Here is a 20,130-nt window from a genome sequence, read left to right as displayed (position 1 = left end):
TGCCTGCTCAAACCGATATGCGACGGACAAGCGTGCCGCCGCGGCGGCAAATTCTGATTTATGTTATGGTTTTCGCATTTTACAGGTTTTATTATAGGGACAATCGGAACAGGATTTAGCGCAGCCGAAGCGGCGTGCGTCATTTACCGGAGAATTTGACAGTCCTATTATAGCGGTTACGGATTTAAGTGGCAGCAGGGTATGGGCATTGGTAACTGTAAGACCGATCTTACGGGCTGCGTCCAGGACATTCAATATTTCCTTCTGGTGGGTGATAGGCAGGTCGCCATAGCCCGGGGAAAACCTTGCGGTATAGAACGGATATGGGTTGGCGTGCTTTATTTCCTTTTCAAGCTCGCCGCACACGAACTCTATTGCTGCGCCTGCGGCTGCGTCGTACATCAGTGCTTTGGTCATATCCCCATGCTGTGCACGCCGGATAAGGGTATCCACTGACGAAGACAGGGTAGCTGCCATAAGGACAGCTTTTTCGCAGCCTTCAAGGTGAAGGGCAATGTCTTTGCCTTCCAGGGGGATACCGCCAACAAGGACTCCGTTTGGTGTATGTTCAACATCAAGCACACGGTATACTGTCCGTGGCTGGGAGGCTTTGCAAAGCTGATCTGTACAGCTGTCAAGCATTTGTGAAAGCTTGTCGTCAAGCTTCGGGGTCCCCATATACATCATTATCTCGCTGCGGTCAAGGTCTGTCGATCTCATCTTTTATCTGCTCCATTATATACCGAGCAACGTCGGGATTATTCATTGTATAGATATGTATGCCGTCTGCGCCGTTTTCAAGCAGGTCGAGTATCTGCATTATAGCGTATTCCAGTCCTGCTGCTTTAAGGGACGCAGGGTCGGAGCTGTAGCGTGCCATAAGCTTTGCCAGACGCTTTGGGATAGAAGCACCGCAAAGGGAAACCATTCGTTCGATGGATTTTTTTGAGGTAACGGGCATAATGCCGGCTTCAACGGGGACGTTGATCCCTTTTTGAACCAACTTTTCACGGAAGTTATAAAAATCACGGTCGTTGTAGAAAAGCTGGGAGATAAGATGGGAAGCACCTGCGTCCACCTTTTCTTTCAGGTGGGCGATGTCGGTTTCAAGGTCGGGGGATTCGGGATGCCCCTCGGGATAGCAGGCAGCGGCAATATCAAAGTCGCCGTTTTGCGCTATAAAATCAATTATATCACTTGCATATTTAAAATCGTTCTGAGGTGGCAATTCGGGATTTTTATCCCCTCTCAGAGCCAGGATATTCTCTATACCCTTTTGGCGAAAGTCATCCAGCTTTTGCAGTACAGATTCCTTTGTTTCGTTGATACAGGGCAGGTGAGCGATAGACGGTATATTATGCTCACTTTGTATTCTCCGGCATATTTCCGCTGTGGACGCTCCGGGCTGGGAGCCGCCTGCGCCGTAGGTCACGCTGATAAAATCCGGGGTAAGGTCCTTCAGGTCGTCAAGGGTATTGTAAATGCTTTCAATGGGCACGTTCGGTCTTGGGGGAAAGACCTCAAAGGAAAATACAGGCTTATTTTCAAATAAAGCAGATGTTCTCATGCTTTGCACCTCGTTTTCATAATATCAGACAGAGGGTTGTACTGTTTGATTTTTGTTTGTTATTATACCACACTTATATTCAGCTGTCAATCGTGGGGACTTTGGCGACGGGACAGATGCTTTGTACAGAAAATTGTACACAAAATTTAAGGGTACAAAAAAACGCCCTACAAGAGGACGCTTTGGTTTTATTTTTCGTCGGTGCTTTTCTTTCCGTAAAGAGATGGCTTTATAAGCACCACCAGCAGGGTGGTCACGACGGCAATGAGCATTATCACATTGCACATAAAGTACATAGTCATCTGTTTTGTGGTATAGTTAGGGAATATTTTACGGCGATCGACTAAGGAATAAACTATGATCCCGATGTGCAGCATAATAGCCAGCATCTGGACTATACAGGAGCAGACGGCGATCTTGCGTGACATTTTATCTGCAAAAAAATGCAGGATAAAGATGTCGGAAAAAAGGCAGATCAGGAAAAACACCGTATAGAATAATGCAAGACTTCGGTCGGAAAAGTCACTTTCGTGGGAGCTTAGCTCCTTTATGCCATTTATAACACCTACAAAGGAACAGATCGCAAATGAGAACAGCGCAGGTCTGAAATACTCGAACTTTCCCGAGTTGGGCAGGGATATGCCTATCGCCGAATTAAGTGAGCCGGAAAGAATTATAAAAAAGGTTATGAAAAAGAATATGTAGCTGTCACGGTTGCCGGAATTGTTCAGGCTGAAGTAGATGAACGACACCACAGTGGCGAGAATAGTCAGCAGAGCCAGATAGGACAGCAGCTGGATAGCACGGATACTTTTAGGGTGCTTTGATGTTCTGATATAGTTACCCATACGGCTGCCTCCTATCAAAAAAAGTTTTAATAATATGTTAATATTATATCACAAAAATAATGCTTTGTCAACGGTAGAGGCTGACAAAGCACTAAAATCAAAAAGTATATTCCACCAGGGCGTAGCTTTTGCCCTGGGGTGAGCACAGGTCAACGGTAACAATTTCCTGTGCGGTGTAGACTTTGGGAATGACCACGCTGTCACGGCGAACGGGGAGCTTATACTCGCAGCGGATACGCTTTACGTCGGCGTCGTCGGGGAGAAACTCGTCGGTTATGTCGATATAGCGTGCGTTGTTGACGTGCTTATTCATGTCGATAAAGCAGCGGTTTATCTTCACCGGGTCAAATACCCGGGGCTGGGTATCGGGCAGAGCTATTTTCCTTGAAAGATACTCCATATCTTCAAGCTTAGGCTCCTTGATCACTCTGTCAATGGTTTCCTGAGGCACTTTGGTGGTGCGCATACTGCCTGCGTCGATAAAGCAGCCGCCTGCTATGCACTTGACAAGAATGTCCCCGTTTTCGGCATAAATAACGGTATTTCGGAAGCCGTAAAGCCTGTTAAGCTCATAGGTCCATGTTTTTACTGTGACGTTTTCGTCAAGCCGTGGTTTGCGCACTATGTCAAGCTGGCGGGAGATAAGAAACATTATACAGCCTGTTTCTCGGAAATAGGGCGTCATAACAGGCTCGTTGTCAAGGTGTTTTAAGCTGCAGTCCTGCATAAAGTCCACAAGGGCACTGTTTCGCATAGAGCCGTCCTCACCTATCTGACTGCACCGAACAGTTCTTTTCATTTCGTATATCATTTTTATCACTCTTTTCGCTGTTTTAGGTCCGAGATACAGCTGCTGCGACAGATGCGTAAGAATCATGCCAGGCAGGACGGACACTGCACAATAAAAGCCTTTTAGGATCATGGCACTTGTTCTCAGACAGCTTACCTTTACATTATACAATGAATCTTGCATAAAATCAAGTGCAGAAATTTGTATAGCAGGGTACTTGAAAAAGTTGTCGCACTGTGTTATAATAATTAGGTGCTTTAAAACGTTAAAGGAGAGTAGCGATTATGTTTTTCCAAAAAGAACTTGAAACAATGACAAGAGCGCAGATAGAGGAGATACAGCTGAAAAAGCTGAAACACCTTGTAAAATACTGCATGGACAATGTGCCTTTTTACAACAAGAGGCTCACCGAGGCAGGTGTGAACGAGGACAAGATCAAGCAGCTTTCGGACATTCAGTACATACCTTACACCACAAAGGCGGACATGAGGGATACCTACCCTTTCGGGCTGTTTGCTCAGCCCCTTAAAAATATAACACGTATACACGCATCATCGGGTACCACAGGAAAGCCTACTGTTGTGGGATATACCAAGGCTGACCTTGATATGTGGAGCGACTGTATGGCAAGGCTTGTTATGGCTGCGGGCGCAAGCGATGAGAGCATTGTACAGATATGCTTTGGCTACGGTCTTTTCACAGGTGCGCTGGGCTTGCATTACGCCCTTGAAAAGATAGGCGCAACGGTTATCCCGTCCTCCAGCGGAAACACCGAAAAACAGATAATGCTTATGCAGGATTTTGGCACAAACACGCTGGTTTCCACGCCGTCGTATGCACAGTACATAGGTGAGCTGGCAAAGGAAAAGGGCGTGCTTGACAAGATAAACCTCAAGCTGGGACTGCTCGGCTCTGAGGGCTGCACAGTTGAGATGAGAGACCAGATAGAAAAGACTCTGGGAATGTTTGTAACGGACAACTACGGTATGAGCGAGCTTATGGGACCGGGTGTATCGGGCGAGTGCGAGGAAAGATGCGGAATGCACATCAACGAGGACCATTTCCTTGCGGAAATCATCGACCCAAAGACGGGCGATGTGCTTGACAAGGGCAGCGAGGGAGAGCTTGTTGTTACCACCCTTTCAAAAGAGGGCATACCTATCCTGCGTTATCGTACCAAGGACATCACAGAGATAGATTATGAGCCTTGCAAGTGCGGAAGAACGTTTGCGAGAATGGCAAAGCCGAGAGGACGCTCGGACGATATGCTGAAGATCAGGGGAGTAAACGTATTCCCGTCACAGATCGAGTCGGTGCTTATGGGATTTGACGAGGTAGCACCGCACTATCAGCTGATACTGACAAGGTCTAACTTTGCGGATCATCTTGAAATAAAGGTGGAGCTTTCAAACACGCTTAGCCACGAGATGATAGAGAATTATCCAAAGCTTGAAGAGCTGCACGACCGCATCACCCATGACATGAAGACGGTGCTTGGCATTCAGACCAAGATAACCCTTGTGGATTTCAACTCTCTTGAAAGATTTGCAGGCAAGGCAAAGAGGATAGTTGACCTGCGCAGCGAGGGTAAATAAGTGTACAAAAAAGAGGACAGTTTAGGCTGTCCTCTTTCTTAATATTAGAACTCAAAAACGATTTTTGGGGCTTCGAGGAGTGGGTAGTTTGGATCAGAAACTCCTAATTCAAATCGTTTACCATTTGCAGTTTTTTGATCCTGTTCACCAACTTTTAAATATAATTCGATTTTCTTGATTTTATCTATGTCTATATCTGCATTTTCGATTTTTTCTTTTAGTATTCCTACATCGTCAATTTTTTTCTCATTTGGATCGAGTTTACCTTTGCAACTTTCATCCATATAATGTAATTCTAATGTTACGTCATCAACAATGAGCTTTTCTACATAGTATTCTATTTTTTTATCAGACTTGTTTTCTATTTTAAGTTTAAATTTATAACCGGCGGCATGGGGTTTGTCAATACCAACGCCAATATCTTTTTCAGCGTGACCATTGTAAGTTATTTTCAGATTATCGGTTTCAACCGTTGGGTTGTTCTCATTGTTGTTGCTTTTTTCACAACCTATCAGCATAAATAAACTGCTTACAACGCAAATTAGCAATATCCAAAATTTTATTTTTCTAGTATACATAATAAATCATCTCCTAATTAAACATTTACTGTAAGGGTATTCGTTTCTTCAACGCTTTTGTACCCATAAGTTAGTTTTAGATTTTGATTAACAGAAATGTCATTCTGCTGGAAATCCACGGAAAAAGAAACATCTTTAAGATTATCATTGTTAATTCTTGAGGATTTTAAGTCGCCACCCTCAATGAAGATATATGCTTGTTCGGAACTGTTTTTATCTACATTACCAATTATAGACGCACGTATGCTCATATTGTTAATATTTACACTATCAATACTGCCTAATTCAAGCTTTGTGAAATTATCAGTTTTATTATCAAATTTAAGATTTATTTTTACATAACTTGCATTTACATCATCGACAATATGGACATCACTGCCCCAGTAATATATACTGAATTTAGAGGAATCATATATTTTTTCATTGATCTCTTCTTTTTTTGTTGTAGTAGTAGTTTCCTGCCATGTTTCAGCTTTCTTTGTGCTGTTATTGTCAACATCTGCTGTTGATGAAGAGTCGCCGCAGGCGGTGAGGCAGGACGCTGTAAGCGTTAATGACAATAATATTGTTAATAACCTCTTTTTCATTGTGTTCAACTCCTTTGTCTAGCTAAGCATTTTACTTACATCAATTATTTTGTACCATTTCGTAATTTACTTATTTCCCAATCCCTTTCAGCGATAAGATCATCGATTTCCTCTTGGATTTCATTGATTTCTTGTTGATAGGACTTGTTTAATCGTGCTTGCTGAGCCAATTCCTCATAATAGTTTAACTGGCTTCTAACCCATGAAGCTTCTACTGCACCTCCTGGTGTACGTTCAAGAAGAGATAGTTTATTACGTAACTGTGATATTTCACTATCATATGTATACGATGAGCCACCGGTTATTAACGAGCGATAATAGTTAAGTGTTCCTTGTTTAATATCAATCATATCATTATAGTATCTCTGTATTTCCATAATTTTTGCGTTATTATCCTGTGTAACTTTAGTTGATTGTTTGTTTACTTTTGTTGTTGCCTTAGTTGTCGCTTTGGTGGTTGCCCGTGTGGTTGCTTTGGTCGTTACTCGTGTTGTTGCTCTGGTCGTTGCTCTTGTAGTCGCCTGTGCAGTGACTTGCGTGGTTGTCGTGGTGGTCTCGGGTTTTGTTTCCGATTTGCTCGTTGTTGTTTCCGCAGTTGTTGTAGTTGTTTCGGCAGTTGTAGTGGTCGTAGTTGTTTCCACTTCTGACGAGCAGTCAGAAATCGTTGTGGTGGTAGTTTCAACCTCTGATGACGAGTCCTCCGCCTTGCTCTCGTCTGCGTTGCTTGAACTATTGCCGCAGGCGGTGAGGCAGGACGCTGTAAGCGTTAATGACAATAATATTGTTAATAACCTCTTTTTCATTGTATTCAACTCCCTTGTCAAATTTTTGCATTTTTATTATAACATTATCTCTTGATTTGTGCAAGATAAATATATTATAAATATATTATAAAGCTATTGTTTATTTTCAACAAATTATAATACATAATAATTACAAGGAGTGTGATCGATATGTTTAAACTGCAAAAAGGCTACAATGAGTACGTTACCAAGACTTTCAGACTGCCAAAGGAGTTTGTTGAGCAGCTCGAAGAACTTGCATTTGAAAACAATCTATCACTCAATCAGCTTGTTATGCAATGCTTGAAATATGCTATTGACAATATGGAAGAAGATATATAAGAGTACAAAAAAGAGGACAGTTTGTGGCTGTCCTTTTTGTTTATCCTATGTAGGCTGCCAAGGGGGGGAGATTTATTCCCGGTGCGGGTAATAATTACAACAAAATTCAAGAAAATCATATTTCTTTGCACCCAAACGCACATAAAAGGGGTATTATTTACAGATAGCCGAAAACAAGATCAATTCAAACAGGAGTGATAAATATGCCGGCAAATGATAATCCAAAACCGTTTATACCGTTCACAAATATTGGAAATGCAGGCTATGCGCCTGTTTTAAGAGAGGGCGGTTTGACTGCCGAGGTAATAAACTCGGGCAATTTGCAGCTGCTTTTGAAGTTTTTTAACGAAAATGCTTCCAACCTCAATCGGGATGAGTTTGAATACCTCAAAGCAAGGATCGCCACAGCCCGTGAGATCGAAAGACTCAACAAGAAGGCTATGAAGGATCTTTCCCAGGGCAAGGATCACCCTATCCCTCAGACTGATGAGACCGGGGGTTACACAGGATTTTCAAATCTTACATACCCTGACCATCAGACAAGCTCAAACGGCTGCTGGTCCTGCGCATATTCCTTGCTCCTCAAGAGCAGAGGTGTAGACCTGTCCCAGGAGAAGATCCGTGCATGGAGACCTGACTACGCTGAGAGTGAAGATGCAAGGACGCCTGCGGCTCAGAATCTGTGGTATATGAGAAACGCCGACACTGCTATGGAGATACCATATAATGTGGATATGCTTTCTCAGGTGGTCCCAAACACCGCTATGGTAAGTCTGACACTGCCGCCGCTGGCGATGGATTCTATCGCACTTTCGGACCCAATGACAGGAAGTCCTGTGGAAATGACTGCGCAGCGAATTTCAGATATCAGGGATCATCACAAGAACGAGGTCATCAAGACACTTACCGAGACGATCAGCAACGCTGTCAAAGTTGACCATTCACCGGTAGCAGTAGTTGTTGACGGTCACTATATCACCATCACAGGTATTGATAAAAACGGCAGTCTGCGCTACGAGGATTCTGTTTACGAAAAGGGGAACACCACCCATTACATGACTGTTGAGCAGCTCTACCATTTAGGTCATGAGGTACATCAGAAGCAGGTGGATGCCACCACTTTTGTAAACGTTAACCCTATGGGTATATCACTTAACTGGCTGCAGGATCTGAATGTTCCTCAGTACAGTCAGGGCAGTATCTCAAAACCCGACTACAAGGACAACAACGACGTTATTTCGGTTGATGCTGAGGGAAACGTAAAGATCGATGTTCCTGTGTACGATACGTTCAGGATCACAGGCGGAAAACTCTCAGAGGGAAATGTGACGACCCAGGGCGTTATGAGCCTTTCTGTTATGGATACCAAGGCTCTGGAGAAAAAGCTTGGCTGTAATGTCACAAGCTACGGTCCTGACGGCGGTTACAACCTGGGAAATCTGGATACGTACTATCCTTCAAAGGTGTGCGCCAAGAACGATCCGAGACTGGTAAAGGATCAGTCACTTGAAGGCGACAGGTATATCAAGGATCTTGGCTATGAGCTTTCCAGACTTGCACAGATAGATTTCAACGGGAAGCCATGGGCATTGGAGCTTGAAAAACACGCAAACACCTTGATTGCACTGACAAAGAAGGGAATGTCTCCCCAGGGCCGGAAAGAGGCTGAGGAGTCGCTGAAGAGCCTTCCCGGGATACTTTGTCAGAAAGAGGGCGGAAAGAGCATTCTCAGAACCCTTTTTGACGAAGGCTATGTTCTGGATTCATGGGTGGAAAAAAGCGAGCTGATAAGGGATCTGAATGTGCTCAATGATAAGCTGGGTCTGGGAATGGACATTGCAGCGGCTATGGGCAAGCCGGCAGGAACAGTTTACACCCAGGGCGATGCCAGGACAGATGCAGAGATAGATTACTATATGTACTATCTCGATCCGCAGAAGATCTCAGATAATAAGATCCGCCGGGTGGCTGCAGAGTCTGCTCTTTCAAATCTTATCTCACTTATGCAGCTGCGTAAGGATAAGTATGCTGATGTTCACGCTTATCCCCCGGGGACAAGTGAGATTACTGTCCTTAAAAACACTATCGATAACACGGCTGCTATGGATGAGATCAGAAGAATGGGCGTGGAGAACTTCCTTGCAATGGGAACGACTCCTGAGGAGATATATAATTCGTTCAGAGCTATAAACGATGCAGTGTTCAAGAAGAATATGGGTGCTATTGCTGCAAACAGCAACAAGGTAGCATCTTTCAAGAATGTTCAGGATGATAAGGATGATAATGATTTCTCGCTGTTTGGTCAGGAGAAGAACGATGCGCTGAGGGCTAAGCTCAGCAGCTTTGACGAAGCAGGCAGAAGTCTTTTCCCTGTGGCAAAGGGAAATGGGGCAAAAGATGCAAAGACCATCGAGGGCACAGCTGCTCCCGACCGGGAACTTAAAACGCTCAGAATGGTACTAAATAATGGCAAGAACGCAAAGGTATCAAAAAAGGCGTACACAGATATTCTCAAGGCTCTTGATGACTTTGAAAACAGCTATAAGATGTGGAAGGCTGTGAATAATTCTCCCTATTCCAACCTTGAAAGCGAGACTCAGAATACTCCATATGATCTGGAAATGTCCAGATATTCCAATGTTACCGAGGCAATATCGGATGTTCAGCAAAAGACCAAGGTGCTGAGCGATACTATTGATAAGTACATGGCACAGAGTGCAGGTCTGAAGGGTAACGACGAATATAAGCTGGTTCTTGAGAGCGCAAAGGTAGCCGCTGACAATGCACGCATCTATATGGACGATAGACAGATGTGCAACGACCTTGACCATGTGAACAACATTAAGGGGATAGATATTGAAGTAGTGCGCAATAAGGTCAATAACGAGCGTGAAATGATCCAGGAGCAGATGCTCAGCTCAAGCTCTGACAGAGATAAGCTGTTCCTTTTCAACAAGTCGGAGGCTTTGTTCAACATCTCCGAGGTAGCTTTGAAAAATGGCGATAATACTCTTACAGAAGATGAGAAGCAGTTTGTTTCCGCAAGCGTCGGAAACCTTCTGTTTGATAAGATCTGCGAGAAGTTCCCCGAGATGAAAAACAAGGTAAACTCTCCCGAAACTCAGCAGCAGTACGATGAAGCTGTTGTGGACATTATGACATCAAACTCCTTTACAGAACTTATAAGATCCATGGACCGTGAAGGTCTGCGCCACATAATCTCCGAGAAGAAAGGCAGCGAGGATCTGTTCAAGAACTTCATCAAGGAGGAGTATATGACAGGTGACGAGATCAAAAAGCTCACCTCAAATAACCGCTCTAAGACAACCGAAGCTGATAAGACTGTTTCGGAAACCAAAGTAGAAGTTTCAAAGACAATAAAGAAATAAAATATAAAAGTACAAAAAAACGGACAATTAAAAGGCTTGGAGAGCAATATCAGCGGTACAAAAAAGAGGACAGTTGCTAAACTGTCCTCTGTGTTTTTATTACTGCTTTTATTTGTCCAGTGTCTTCATCGTCGGGAACAAAAGCACGTCTCTGATGGCGGGGGAGTTGGTAAGCAGCATTACAAGTCTGTCAATGCCGTAGCCGATACCGCCCGTAGGAGGCATTCCTATTTCCAACGCACGCAGGAAATCCTCATCGGTATGATTTGCTTCCTCGTCACCTGCTGCAAACTGCTCCTCCTGTGCCTTAAATCTTTCCCTCTGGTCGATAGGATCGTTCAGCTCGGAATAAGCGTTGCACATCTCTCTTCCGGTGATGAACAGCTCAAATCGTTCAACGTAGTCGGGAGCGTCGGGCTTTCTCTTGGTAAGAGGTGAGATCTCAACAGGGTGGTCCATAATAAATGTAGGCTGGATAAGGTGCTGTTCAACGAACTCTTCAAAGAACAGGTTGAGGATATCGCCTTTTTTATGCCTGTCCTCAAATTCCACGTGGTGCTCTTTGGCAAGCTTCTTTGCAGCCTCGTCGTCGGCAACTTCATTGAAATCAACGCCGGAGTATTTCTTCACTGCATCTATCATGGTCAGCCTTTCAAAGGGCTTACCCAGGTCTATCTCATACTCCCCGTAAGGAACACAGGTCTTTCCGCACACCTCCATGGCAACGTGTCTGAACATATTTTCTGTCAGATCCATCATGCCGTGGTAGTCGGTATAAGCCTGGTAAAGCTCCATAAGTGTGAACTCGGGGTTATGTCTTGCATCTACGCCTTCGTTTCTGAAAACCCTTCCTATTTCGTACACTTTTTCAAGTCCGCCGACAATAAGCCTTTTCAGGTAAAGCTCAAGGCTGATACGCAGCTTAACATCCTCATTGAGAGCATTGTAATGGGTCTCAAAGGGTCTTGCTGCGGCACCGCCGGCATTGGACACCAGCATTGGTGTTTCAACCTCCATAAAGCCCTGGTCGTCAAGATATCTTCTTATGGAAGATATGATCTTTGAACGCTTGATAAAGGTGTCCTTGACCTCGGGATTACAGATAAGGTCGGTATATCTCTGGCGGTATCTCACGTCCTGATTGGTGAGCCCGTGCCACTTTTCCGGAAGGGGCAGCAATGACTTGGACAGCAGTGTGATCTGTTGTGCATGGACAGATACCTCTCCCATTTTTGTTCTGAACAGGTAGCCCTTTATGCCTACGATATCACCGATGTCGCCTTTTTTGTAGTCCTGGAAAGACTCGGTGCCCACATCGTCACGTCTTACATAAGACTGGAGCTTGCCGGATTTGTCACGAAGATCGAGAAAGCCTGCTTTTCCCATAAGTCTGCGGGACATTACACGTCCTGCAATGCTGACGGTGATGCGGTTGTTTTCCAAAAGCTCCATGAGCTTTTCCTCGTCCTCGCCTGCCTGTGCTTTAAGCTCGGCTTCCAGCTTTTCATAGTCGTTCTTAGCGTCAAGGCAGCTTGTGGTCACGTCGTACTTTGTGATCTGAAACGGATCCTTTCCCGCAGCTTTAAGCTCATCAAGCTTTGCTATCCTTACCTGACGCAGGCTGCTGACCTGCTCGGCGGTAAGCTCTTCCTGCTCGGGGGCGTTATTTATCATTTCCTCACTCATGTGGATTTTCCTTTCCTATCAGCTTTTTACTGTCTTGTGATCTCCAGCACCTCGAACTTTATCAGTCCTGCGGGAGCTTCCACTTCAAAAATATCGCCAACCTTTTTCCGCAGAGCTGCTTTGCCGATAGGGGACTCGTCGGAGATCTTTCCGTTGTCCGGATCGGACTCGGTGGAACCGACGATCTGAAGTGTCTCCACCTCATCAAACTCAAGATCCTTGATCTTTACGATAGAGCCTACGCCGATCTCGTCTGTGGATACCTCGTGATCCTCAACTACGATGGCATTGGCAATGAGCAGTTCAAGCTCATTGATCCTTGATTCCAGGATAGCCTGTTCGTTCTTTGCCTCGTCGTACTCGGCGTTCTCGGAAAGGTCACCGAAAGAACGGGCTTCCTTCAGCTTCTGCGCTACCTCTTTACGCTTGACGGTAACAAGGTATTCTCTTTCTTCCTGAAGCTTCTCGTAACCGGCTCTTGAAACTGTCTTGGCATTTGCCATGATATATCACTCCTAAATCTAAAAAAACTTTTAACGACACGTTTAAAACAGGGATACTGTCAAAATGTAATTATACATTATTTTCCCCCATTTGTCAAGGCTTTCGGCTGCTCGCAGGTGCAAAAATAAAAGGGAAAAAGGCACTAAATTTGTCATATTTCCTATTGACTGAATCCTATTAACGTGGTATACTATACAAGACAGCAGGTCGGAACGGTCTGCAAAAGGCATATTTAAGGAGATGGAAAGTAAAAAATGCTCAGACTTGAAAATATAAGATGGAGTCTTGAGGACGGCAGAGAGATACTCAACAATGTCAGCCTTGAGATTCCGGACAACAAACTGGTAGTTATCACAGGTCCCAACGGAGGGGGAAAGACAACTCTTGCCAAGGTTGTGGCAGGTCTTATCACTCCCGAAGATGGCAGGATATTCTTTGACGGTGAGGACATCACCGGACTTGACATTACGCAGAGGGCTAAGCTTGGGATCAGCTATGCGTTCCAGCAGCCGGTAAGGTTCAAGGGGCTGACTGTGCGTGATCTTCTGGAGCTGGCGGCAGGAAAACCTTTGAAGCAGAACGAGATCTGCGAGCTGCTTGGCAAGGTGGGACTTTGCAAAAACGATTATATTGACCGTGAGGTGAACGCTTCACTGTCAGGCGGTGAGATAAAGAGAATAGAGATCGCCACGGTGCTTGCAAGAGGCACTAAGCTTTCCATTTTTGACGAACCCGAGGCAGGCATTGATCTTTGGAGCTTTGCAGGTCTGGTGGACGTATTCAAGGAAGTCAAAAACAAGATAAACGGCACTCTCATGATAATTTCCCACCAGGAGAGAATACTTGAGATCGCCGACGAGATAATCGTTATATCCAAGGGTCAGGTTGAAAACAGCGGCTCGGCGCAGGAGATACTTCCCACGCTTATAAAGGGCAGCAGGACACCCAGACCGTGTGAAAGGAGCTGAGGAAGATGAACGATACCACAAGACAGCTCCTTGAGATAATTTCCGATTTTGACGGGGAGTTCAAGGGAGCATACAATATCCGTGAGGACGGACAGTGCGCTGCAAGAGAATCTACCGAGAATATAAAGATCGAGTCCAAAAAGGACGCTCCCGGACTTGTTATCCACATCAAACCGCATACCAAGGGGGAAAAGGTGTATATCCCTGCCTGCGTTACAAAAAGCGGCATAGACGACCTGGTGTACAATGATTTTTACGTTGGCGAGGGTGCGGACGTTACTATCGTTGCAGGGTGCGGAGTGCATACAACAGGTGTTGAAGAGGCAAGGCACAACGGCATACACCGTTTTATTCTTGAAAAGGACGCTAATGTGCTGTATCAGGAAAAGCATATCGGTACAGGCAAGCAGGAGGGTATCCGCAGGATAGACCCCGTTACCGATGTAGAGCTTGGTGAGAATTCAAAGCTGACAATGGATACCGTACAGCTCAGCGGAGTTGATTATACAACAAGAACAACAAGGGGCGTGCTTGGCGACGGGGCAAGGCTTATTATCAAGGAAAGGATAATGACCGACGGCAAGGAGCAGGCAAAGACGGATTTTTATGTGGAGCTTAAAGGCGAAAACAGCGGCGTTGACCTTATGTCAAGGTCGGTGGCAAGGGACGAGTCTTATCAGGAGTACCACAGCGTTATCAAGGGCATGAATGTCTGCACGGGACATTCTGAGTGTGACGCCATACTTGTGGGCAACGGCAAGGTGTCCGCATCACCGCAGCTTGACGCAGAGCACCCGGATGCAGCGCTGATACACGAAGCAGCTATCGGAAAGATAGCAGGCGAGCAGATATTGAAGCTGCGCACCCTGGGACTTACCGAGGAAGAAGCGGAGCAGAAGATAATCTCGGGCTTTTTGAAATAATAGTACAAAAAATAGGACAGCTTGAAAGCTGTCCTTTTTTGTTAGGTGTAAACTACAAAGTTATTCATACCGAATAAATCCATGCGTGCGGTGATAATATGGCTTGTTTGATAGCTGTGGGAATTCTTCTGAAAAGTGTTTTCTTTGAACTCTCTCGGTGCCCTTACTCATTTTTCGCAGACAGAGTTCAGTCCCCTGCCTGTGAAAAATCAATATAAGGTTTCTGAAAGGGGGATAAGCGACCTGCGGTCGCTTGCGAGGATACTCAAAGAGTATCCTCGGGGGATAACAGAGTAACCGTTACTACGGTTACTCTCGAAAAAATGCTTCGCATTTTTTACTTCTCCAAAAGAGTTCTCCCCAATTATCAGACAAATCATACTGTTACAGCCCGTTTGGGTTTTTGCTGATGAAGTTCCAGCTGTGAGCGGTCATTTCATCAAGGCTGTACTTTGCTTCCCAGCCGAAAAGCTCCTTGGCTTTATCGGTCTTTGCGTAGTAGGCAGGCAGGTCTCCCGGTCTTCTCGGGAGCACCTTATAAGGCAGCTGCTTTCCGCAAGCCTTTTCAAAGCTGTGCAGCACATCAAATACGCTGGAACCCTTGCCTGTGCCGAGGTTCACCGCTTCAACGCCCTTGTGCTTCAGCACATATTTTACGGCGCACAGATGTCCGTCGGCAAGGTCGCAGACATGGATATAATCCCTTACGCCCGTTCCGTCGGGAGTATCGTAATCGTCCCCGAAGACTCCCAGCCTTTCCAGCTTGCCAACAGCCACCTGACAGATATAAGGCAGCAGGTTGTTCGGGATACCGTTGGGGTCCTCGCCGATAAGCCCGCTGGGGTGCGCACCGATAGGGTTGAAATACCGCAGCAAGGAGACAGACCACTCGTTATCGGAGGTGTAGACGTCCTTGAGTATCTGCTCGATAAACAGCTTTGTATAGCCATACGGGTTCGTCGCACTTGTCGGCATATCCTCCACGTAGGGGATAGGGTTCACAGGTCCGTAGACGGTTGCGGAGGACGAGAAAACGATCTTTTTGCAGCCGTACTTCTGCATTGCTTTTATAAGCATGAGGGTACCTGTGATGTTATTGTGGTAATATTTCACAGGCTGAGCCACCGACTCGCCGACTGCTTTGTAGCCTGCAAAATGTATCACGGCATCAATTTTATTTTCGGCAAATATCTTTTCCACCGCCTCAAGCTCCAGCAGGTCGGTCTTGTAGAACTTCAAGTCCTTGCCTGTAATGGTTTTTATGCGGTTGAGCGCCTCGGGCTTGGAGTTTGAAAAGTTATCGGCGACGATGATATCATAGCCTGCTTCAAGCAGGGCAACGCAGGTGTGGCTGCCGATAAAGCCTGCACCGCCTGTTACAAGTATATTTGGCATAACGCTCATTTCCTTTCGGTTTATTCACAAAGTCATTATACCACATCATGCAGGCAGATTTCAAGTACCTTGGGAAGATATTTCGCCAAGCTTTGTCCCGGGGAAATAATGGGTGAGTATATCATCGCAGCTTTTGCCCTGCTTTGCCATTTCATTTGCGCCGAACTGGCTCATTCCCACCATATGTCCCACGCCTTTTGTGGTAAAGACAAATTTTCCGTCGGAATGCTGCACGGTGAAGACCGGGGAATTAAGTCCCAGCAGCTGGCAAACACTTGTGCCGGTAAAGGTTTTACCGAAGACCTGTGCAGACAGCACATAGCCGTGACTTCCTGTTTCGGTTATTTTCAGCCAGTTGTCAGCCGGACCGTCTGTTTTGATATCTTTATCGGCTTCAAGGAATATTTCTTTGAACCGCTCCTCGGTGACAGCTATCTCACTGCCGGAAATTTTAAGCGTTTCATCGGGCTTGCTTTCCACCGATGAAAGGTAGGGGATATCCTGTCCCCAGGCTTCCTTTGCCGAGGCGGTATATCCGCAGGAAACTGCGTGAAAGGCGATAAGCACAGGCTCATCTGCGTAGGAAAGGAACTTGTTTTGCGTGGCTTTCACCGCTTCAAGTATTTTTGAGCGAGCCTGTTCGTAGCTGTCCTTATAAAAATCCTTGGCTTGCTGAGGGGTGAAAAAAGCCTGATACAGACCGGTGTCGTCGCTCATTACAGCTCCTTTCAGCTCGGCTGTGGGGTGGCTGCTCTCGGACTTTGTACGGTGCAGGGCATAGGTCCTTGCAAGGACAGCCTGGGCTTGCAAGGCGGCAGGTTCAAAGTCCGATGGCATCTGCGCCATGACCGCACCAAGAACATACTCCTCCATGGTGTATTCGCTTACGGTATCCTCTTTTGTAAAATAGATCTTTACTTTTTCCCCGGAGGGTATTATCTCCTCCGCCGGATGTGAGCTCTGAGCGGAAGATGCGTTTTCATCCTGCGCCGAAACGGGCTTGTTTGCACCAAGAAAAACCACGCAGGGTATTATCAGCAGCATTATGGCGAAAACCACCGTTGATTGTATGTATTCTTTCATGTTTGTCCTCCTTTTTGCTTGTCCTTATATTGAATGATCCTTCCTGACTATATATATTCAGCTTTGCACGGAATTATTCCTCACTTTTGTTCAAAGTTTGTATAAAGCCCGGAAAAAGGTCTGTATGCTTGACAAAAAGGGGAAAATATAGTAAAATGAATACTTAAGGTTTTGATGTTAAAAAAGAAAACAGATGCTTGCTGCTGTTTTTTGGCGGCAGGCAAGGCATAGGATGACAGGAGTGGGAAAAATGCAAAATGAAACAGCACGCTCGCTTTTTTACAAGCAGTTCAGGGACAACAACACCATTGCACCTTCATATTACGACAGGTATGTTGTTAAAAGAGGACTGAGAAACGCTGACGGAACAGGTGTTATTGCAGGACTTACAAATATATGCAACGTTCACGGATACGTTATCAACGAGGGTGAAAAGGCGCCTATCGAGGGTCAGCTTATTTACCGTGGATATAACATCAACGATCTGGTTGAGAATGCAAGGAGAGAGAACCGCTTTGCTTACGAGGAAGTGGTTTACCTTCTGCTTATGGGAGATCTTCCTACAAAGACAGAGCTGGATGCGTTCAGACACATGATCGCTGACAACAGACCGCTGCCGGAGGATTTCTTTGAGGACATGATCTCAAAGGCTCCCTCCAAGAACATAATGAATAAGATGGAAAGGTCTATTCTTGCCCTTTATTCTTACGATGCAAACCCGGAAGAGCGTTCTCCCGAGTTTGAAATGGCTACGGCTATTTCCATAATCTCAAAGCTGCCGAACATAATGGTTTCGGCGTATCAGGTCAAAAGGCGTTCCTTTGACGGGGAAAGCATGTTCATGCACCCGCTTATCCCTAAGCAGACAACGGCGGAAATGATACTTTCGGCTCTGCGTCCGGACAGAAAGTTCACAGATGAGGAGGCAAAGCTGCTTGATCTTCTGATGATCCTTCACGCTGAGCACGGCGGCGGTAACAACTCCACATTTGCCTGCAGGGTGCTTACTTCGTCGGGAACAGATCCATACTCGGCATATGCAGCTGCTGTAGGTGCGCTCAAGGGTACACGCCATGGCGGTGCCAACATAAAGGTTTCGGCGATGCACAAGTTTATTGAGGAAAACGTTGACAACTGGGAAGACGAGGAAAAGGTGGGCGATATTCTCCGCAGGATAGTGCGCAAGGAAGTCTTTGACAAATCCGGTCTTATCTACGGCATGGGTCATGCGGTGTATACACTTTCCGACCCCAGAGCCAAGATACTCAAAGCCAATGCAAGGAGCCTTGCGGAGGGTACGGAGTTTGAAAAAGAGTTCAGGCTGCTGGAGACCATAGAAAAGCTTACCCCGGAGATCATAAGAGAGGAAAAGGGCAGCGACAAGACAATGTGCGCCAACGTAGATATGTACTCGGGACTGGTGTATAAGATGCTTGGCATACCGGACGACCTGTTTACACCTATGTTTGCCGTTTCAAGAATGGCAGGCTGGTGCGCTCACAGATTTGAGGAGCTGGTAACGGGCAAACGTATAATCAGACCGGCTTATAAGGCTGTTATGAAGGAAAGAGAGTATATTCCTCTGGATGAGAGATAATTTGAGCAGGGGACTTGAAAAAAAGAGTATAATGTGGTATAATAAGGTCGGGTATGTGCACCCGGCCTTATTTTTGATTTTTGGACGTGCGTACAGATAAAACATGAGAGGAGTGGTCACTTGAATAAGCTGAAAACAGCGGCATTGTGCCTTATCAGTCTGGTGCTGACAGGGTGCTCGGCACCCAACTTTTCGGTGGAAGGTCTTGTGGACGCTCCAAAGCTCACAAAGGAGCAGTCACAGATCCATGAGGCACTGACCAAAAGCGTGGGCAGCAACATAACGCTGAAGTATCCCAGAAACGGTGACTACCGCAGCGCATATGTTATTGCCAACATTGACGATGAGCCGGATAACGAGGCTATCGTGTTTTACGAATACAAGGAAACCAATAAAGACAAGGGCATGAAGATCAATATTCTTGACACCGACGAGGACGGAGAATGGTACTCGGTCAAGGAGGTGTCGGGTGCCGGAACGGATGTTGACAAGGTCATAGTTTCACAGCTCGGATCGGGAAGCGGTATCAATGTGGTGATCGGCTACATGAACCAGTCCACCGACGAAAAGACTATGGAGGTCTATTCCTACAAAGACGAGGATTTCAAAAAAATAGGTACGGATACCTATTCTGTGCTTGAGGCAATGGATTTTGACAGCAACGGCAAAAACGATCTTGTTGCCATACAGAAAACGGTTAATGCAGAGACCGAAAAGATCAGCGCTAAGGCTTCGCTCCTTAAACTTGAAAACGGCGAAATAAAGCGTGAGATGACCATAGATATGCTGGATAACGTGGAAAGCTACGTCAAGGTCACAAGAGGCTTGCTTTCAGACGGCAGACACGCTCTGTTTATCGACGGAACTACCAGCGACGGAAACGTTCAGACGGAGCTGCTTTATTACAGGTACTCCACGCTGCAGAACCCGGTGCAGCAGAGAAAGGAAAAGCTGCTTGCTGCCTGTACGGGAAACGTGGATTTCAGAGGCACCTGCATGGATATTGACGGGGACGGAGTGGTAGAAATACCGTCGATAAAACCAATGCCGGGATATGAAAACGTTGAGACGCCTCAGCAGAAATTCCTTGTTACCTGGAGCGCATACAAGGATTTTTACGTGCTGGAGGAAAAATACAGCGGTTTCCAGTCAAACAGCTCATTTATCGCTTTCCCCAAACGCTGGGAGGGCAAGGTCACGGTCAAGACAGACCATGACACCGGAGAGGTGATATTCTACAAGTATTCAGGGGATGTTAATACCTCTACGACCGAGCTTGTGAGATACTGCTCGGCTCTGAAGGATGACGACGAAAAGATAACCGCCGGCGGTTACGAGCTTATCGCCTCCAAGGGACAGCTGAATTACTACGTTAAGATACCAAGGGATACAGGGGAGCAACTGGTGCTCACCATTGACGAGGTAAAGAATAATTTTTATCCCATAGAATGATGCTTTAAGAAAACGACATTTCTATTATTGAGAGGAGAGAAAAT

19 protein-coding genes are annotated in these 20,130 nt (G+C 45.8%); 8 read left to right on the top strand and 11 right to left on the bottom strand.

From position 1 onward, the window contains the following. Positions 1-63: 63 nt before the first annotated feature. From T494_RS13050 to T494_RS0110910, 4 genes are all read right to left on the bottom strand, one after another. The gene (locus T494_RS13050) at positions 64-720 is read right to left on the bottom strand and encodes a vitamin B12 dependent-methionine synthase activation domain-containing protein (protein ID WP_037344736.1); all 657 of its coding nucleotides are present in this window, start codon (positions 718-720) and stop codon (positions 64-66) included. After that, complete coding sequence (gene metF, locus T494_RS0110920) at positions 701-1,567, bottom strand: methylenetetrahydrofolate reductase [NAD(P)H] (RefSeq protein WP_028506335.1); 867 nt, start codon at positions 1,565-1,567, stop codon at positions 701-703. Before metF ends, T494_RS13050 begins: the two co-directional genes overlap by 20 nt. A 188-nt stretch (positions 1,568-1,755) precedes the next feature. Next, positions 1,756-2,415, bottom strand: a complete 660-nt coding sequence (locus T494_RS0110915) for a hypothetical protein (RefSeq protein ID WP_028506334.1) — start codon at positions 2,413-2,415, stop codon at positions 1,756-1,758. Positions 2,416-2,512: 97 nt separating this feature from the next. Next, on the bottom strand, positions 2,513-3,214 hold the full coding sequence (locus T494_RS0110910; protein WP_242836437.1) for an acyl-ACP thioesterase domain-containing protein: 702 nt from the start codon (positions 3,212-3,214) through the stop codon (positions 2,513-2,515). Between the two features lie 275 nt (positions 3,215-3,489). Between T494_RS0110910 and T494_RS0110905 the strand changes: the two genes are divergently transcribed. Then, positions 3,490-4,800, top strand: coding sequence for a phenylacetate--CoA ligase (locus T494_RS0110905; RefSeq protein WP_028506332.1), 1,311 nt, complete (start codon positions 3,490-3,492; stop codon positions 4,798-4,800). Between the two features lie 44 nt (positions 4,801-4,844). Here T494_RS0110905 and T494_RS0110900 read toward each other — a convergent pair whose 3' ends face one another. From T494_RS0110900 to T494_RS14225, 3 genes are read right to left on the bottom strand one after another with little or no spacing between them, the layout of a single operon-like run. Beyond that, entirely contained in the window at positions 4,845-5,378 is a 534-nt protein-coding gene (locus T494_RS0110900; protein WP_028506331.1) for a hypothetical protein, read from the bottom strand. A 17-nt stretch (positions 5,379-5,395) separates the two neighbouring features. Further along, positions 5,396-5,965, bottom strand: a complete 570-nt coding sequence (locus tag T494_RS0110895; protein WP_028506330.1) for a hypothetical protein — start codon at positions 5,963-5,965, stop codon at positions 5,396-5,398. Between the two features lie 44 nt (positions 5,966-6,009). Continuing rightward, positions 6,010-6,342 carry a hypothetical protein gene (locus tag T494_RS14225; protein WP_028506329.1) on the bottom strand — a complete coding sequence of 111 codons (333 nt, stop codon included), beginning with the start codon at positions 6,340-6,342 and terminating at the stop codon, positions 6,010-6,012. An 88-nt stretch (positions 6,343-6,430) separates the two neighbouring features. Here T494_RS14225 and T494_RS14220 point away from each other — a divergent pair, with 88 nt between their 5' ends. The 3 genes from T494_RS14220 to T494_RS14035 all read left to right on the top strand — a co-directional run bounded on the left by T494_RS14220 (position 6,431) and on the right by T494_RS14035 (position 10,478). Further along, positions 6,431-6,823 (top strand): hypothetical protein, encoded by a 393-nt coding sequence (locus tag T494_RS14220; protein ID WP_028506328.1) that lies wholly within the window; start codon positions 6,431-6,433, stop codon positions 6,821-6,823. Positions 6,824-6,918: 95 nt separating this feature from the next. After that, positions 6,919-7,089 carry a toxin-antitoxin system HicB family antitoxin gene (locus T494_RS13925; RefSeq protein ID WP_155984098.1) on the top strand — a complete coding sequence of 57 codons (171 nt, stop codon included), beginning with the start codon at positions 6,919-6,921 and terminating at the stop codon, positions 7,087-7,089. A 203-nt stretch (positions 7,090-7,292) separates the two neighbouring features. Then, entirely contained in the window at positions 7,293-10,478 is a 3,186-nt protein-coding gene (locus T494_RS14035; RefSeq protein ID WP_028506327.1) for a hypothetical protein, read from the top strand. Positions 10,479-10,586: 108 nt separating this feature from the next. Here the strand turns inward: T494_RS14035 and lysS are convergent, their stop codons facing one another. Further along, entirely contained in the window at positions 10,587-12,164 is a 1,578-nt protein-coding gene (gene lysS, locus T494_RS0110870; RefSeq protein WP_028506326.1) for a lysine--tRNA ligase, read from the bottom strand. 26 nt (positions 12,165-12,190) lie between these two features. After that, positions 12,191-12,667, bottom strand: a complete 477-nt coding sequence (greA, locus tag T494_RS0110865) for a transcription elongation factor GreA (RefSeq protein ID WP_028506325.1) — start codon at positions 12,665-12,667, stop codon at positions 12,191-12,193. 255 nt (positions 12,668-12,922) lie between these two features. Between greA and T494_RS0110860 the strand changes: the two genes are divergently transcribed. Both T494_RS0110860 and T494_RS0110855 read left to right on the top strand, forming a co-directional pair. Further along, entirely contained in the window at positions 12,923-13,636 is a 714-nt protein-coding gene (locus T494_RS0110860) for an ATP-binding cassette domain-containing protein (protein WP_028506324.1), read from the top strand. Positions 13,637-13,641: 5 nt separating this feature from the next. Continuing rightward, positions 13,642-14,559, top strand: coding sequence for a SufD family Fe-S cluster assembly protein (locus T494_RS0110855; protein ID WP_028506323.1), 918 nt, complete (start codon positions 13,642-13,644; stop codon positions 14,557-14,559). Positions 14,560-14,943: 384 nt separating this feature from the next. On the opposite strand, the gene galE is transcribed toward T494_RS0110855, so the two are convergent. Both galE and spoIID read right to left on the bottom strand, forming a co-directional pair. Further along, positions 14,944-15,954: a UDP-glucose 4-epimerase GalE gene (galE, locus tag T494_RS0110850; protein WP_028506322.1), complete on the bottom strand. Its 1,011-nt coding sequence runs from the start codon at positions 15,952-15,954 to the stop codon at positions 14,944-14,946. Positions 15,955-16,014: 60 nt separating this feature from the next. Then, positions 16,015-17,037, bottom strand: a complete 1,023-nt coding sequence (gene spoIID, locus T494_RS0110845; RefSeq protein ID WP_028506321.1) for a stage II sporulation protein D — start codon at positions 17,035-17,037, stop codon at positions 16,015-16,017. Positions 17,038-17,287: 250 nt separating this feature from the next. On the opposite strand from spoIID, the gene T494_RS0110840 reads away from it, so the two are divergent. Both T494_RS0110840 and T494_RS0110835 read left to right on the top strand, forming a co-directional pair. Further along, positions 17,288-18,634, top strand: coding sequence for a citrate/2-methylcitrate synthase (locus T494_RS0110840; RefSeq protein ID WP_028506320.1), 1,347 nt, complete (start codon positions 17,288-17,290; stop codon positions 18,632-18,634). 120 nt (positions 18,635-18,754) lie between these two features. Beyond that, positions 18,755-20,086 (top strand): hypothetical protein, encoded by a 1,332-nt coding sequence (locus T494_RS0110835; RefSeq protein ID WP_028506319.1) that lies wholly within the window; start codon positions 18,755-18,757, stop codon positions 20,084-20,086. Positions 20,087-20,130 lie beyond the last annotated feature (44 nt).

The sequence above is a fragment of the Ruminococcus sp. FC2018 genome, assembly GCF_000621805.1.
Taxonomy (GTDB): domain Bacteria; phylum Bacillota; class Clostridia; order Oscillospirales; family Ruminococcaceae; genus Hominimerdicola.
This window is presented reverse-complemented; position numbering and strand designations above follow the sequence as displayed.

Excerpts from the sequence above, each read along its gene's own strand:
- T494_RS13050 (WP_037344736.1), bottom strand. The coding sequence starts at position 720 with ATGAGATCGACAGACCTTGACCGCAGCGAGATAATGATGTATATGGGG.
- metF (WP_028506335.1), bottom strand. The coding sequence starts at position 1,567 with ATGAGAACATCTGCTTTATTTGAAAATAAGCCTGTATTTTCCTTTGAG.
- T494_RS0110915 (WP_028506334.1), bottom strand. The coding sequence starts at position 2,415 with ATGGGTAACTATATCAGAACATCAAAGCACCCTAAAAGTATCCGTGCT.
- T494_RS0110910 (WP_242836437.1), bottom strand. The coding sequence starts at position 3,214 with ATGAAAAGAACTGTTCGGTGCAGTCAGATAGGTGAGGACGGCTCTATG.
- T494_RS0110905 (WP_028506332.1), top strand. The coding sequence starts at position 3,490 with ATGTTTTTCCAAAAAGAACTTGAAACAATGACAAGAGCGCAGATAGAG.
- T494_RS0110900 (WP_028506331.1), bottom strand. The coding sequence starts at position 5,378 with ATGTATACTAGAAAAATAAAATTTTGGATATTGCTAATTTGCGTTGTA.
- T494_RS0110895 (WP_028506330.1), bottom strand. The coding sequence starts at position 5,965 with ATGAAAAAGAGGTTATTAACAATATTATTGTCATTAACGCTTACAGCG.
- T494_RS14225 (WP_028506329.1), bottom strand. The coding sequence starts at position 6,342 with ATGGAAATACAGAGATACTATAATGATATGATTGATATTAAACAAGGA.
- T494_RS13925 (WP_155984098.1), top strand. The coding sequence starts at position 6,919 with ATGTTTAAACTGCAAAAAGGCTACAATGAGTACGTTACCAAGACTTTC.
- T494_RS14035 (WP_028506327.1), top strand. The coding sequence starts at position 7,293 with ATGCCGGCAAATGATAATCCAAAACCGTTTATACCGTTCACAAATATT.
- lysS (WP_028506326.1), bottom strand. The coding sequence starts at position 12,164 with ATGAGTGAGGAAATGATAAATAACGCCCCCGAGCAGGAAGAGCTTACC.
- greA (WP_028506325.1), bottom strand. The coding sequence starts at position 12,667 with ATGGCAAATGCCAAGACAGTTTCAAGAGCCGGTTACGAGAAGCTTCAG.
- T494_RS0110860 (WP_028506324.1), top strand. The coding sequence starts at position 12,923 with ATGCTCAGACTTGAAAATATAAGATGGAGTCTTGAGGACGGCAGAGAG.
- T494_RS0110855 (WP_028506323.1), top strand. The coding sequence starts at position 13,642 with ATGAACGATACCACAAGACAGCTCCTTGAGATAATTTCCGATTTTGAC.
- galE (WP_028506322.1), bottom strand. The coding sequence starts at position 15,954 with ATGCCAAATATACTTGTAACAGGCGGTGCAGGCTTTATCGGCAGCCAC.
- spoIID (WP_028506321.1), bottom strand. The coding sequence starts at position 17,037 with ATGAAAGAATACATACAATCAACGGTGGTTTTCGCCATAATGCTGCTG.
- T494_RS0110840 (WP_028506320.1), top strand. The coding sequence starts at position 17,288 with ATGCAAAATGAAACAGCACGCTCGCTTTTTTACAAGCAGTTCAGGGAC.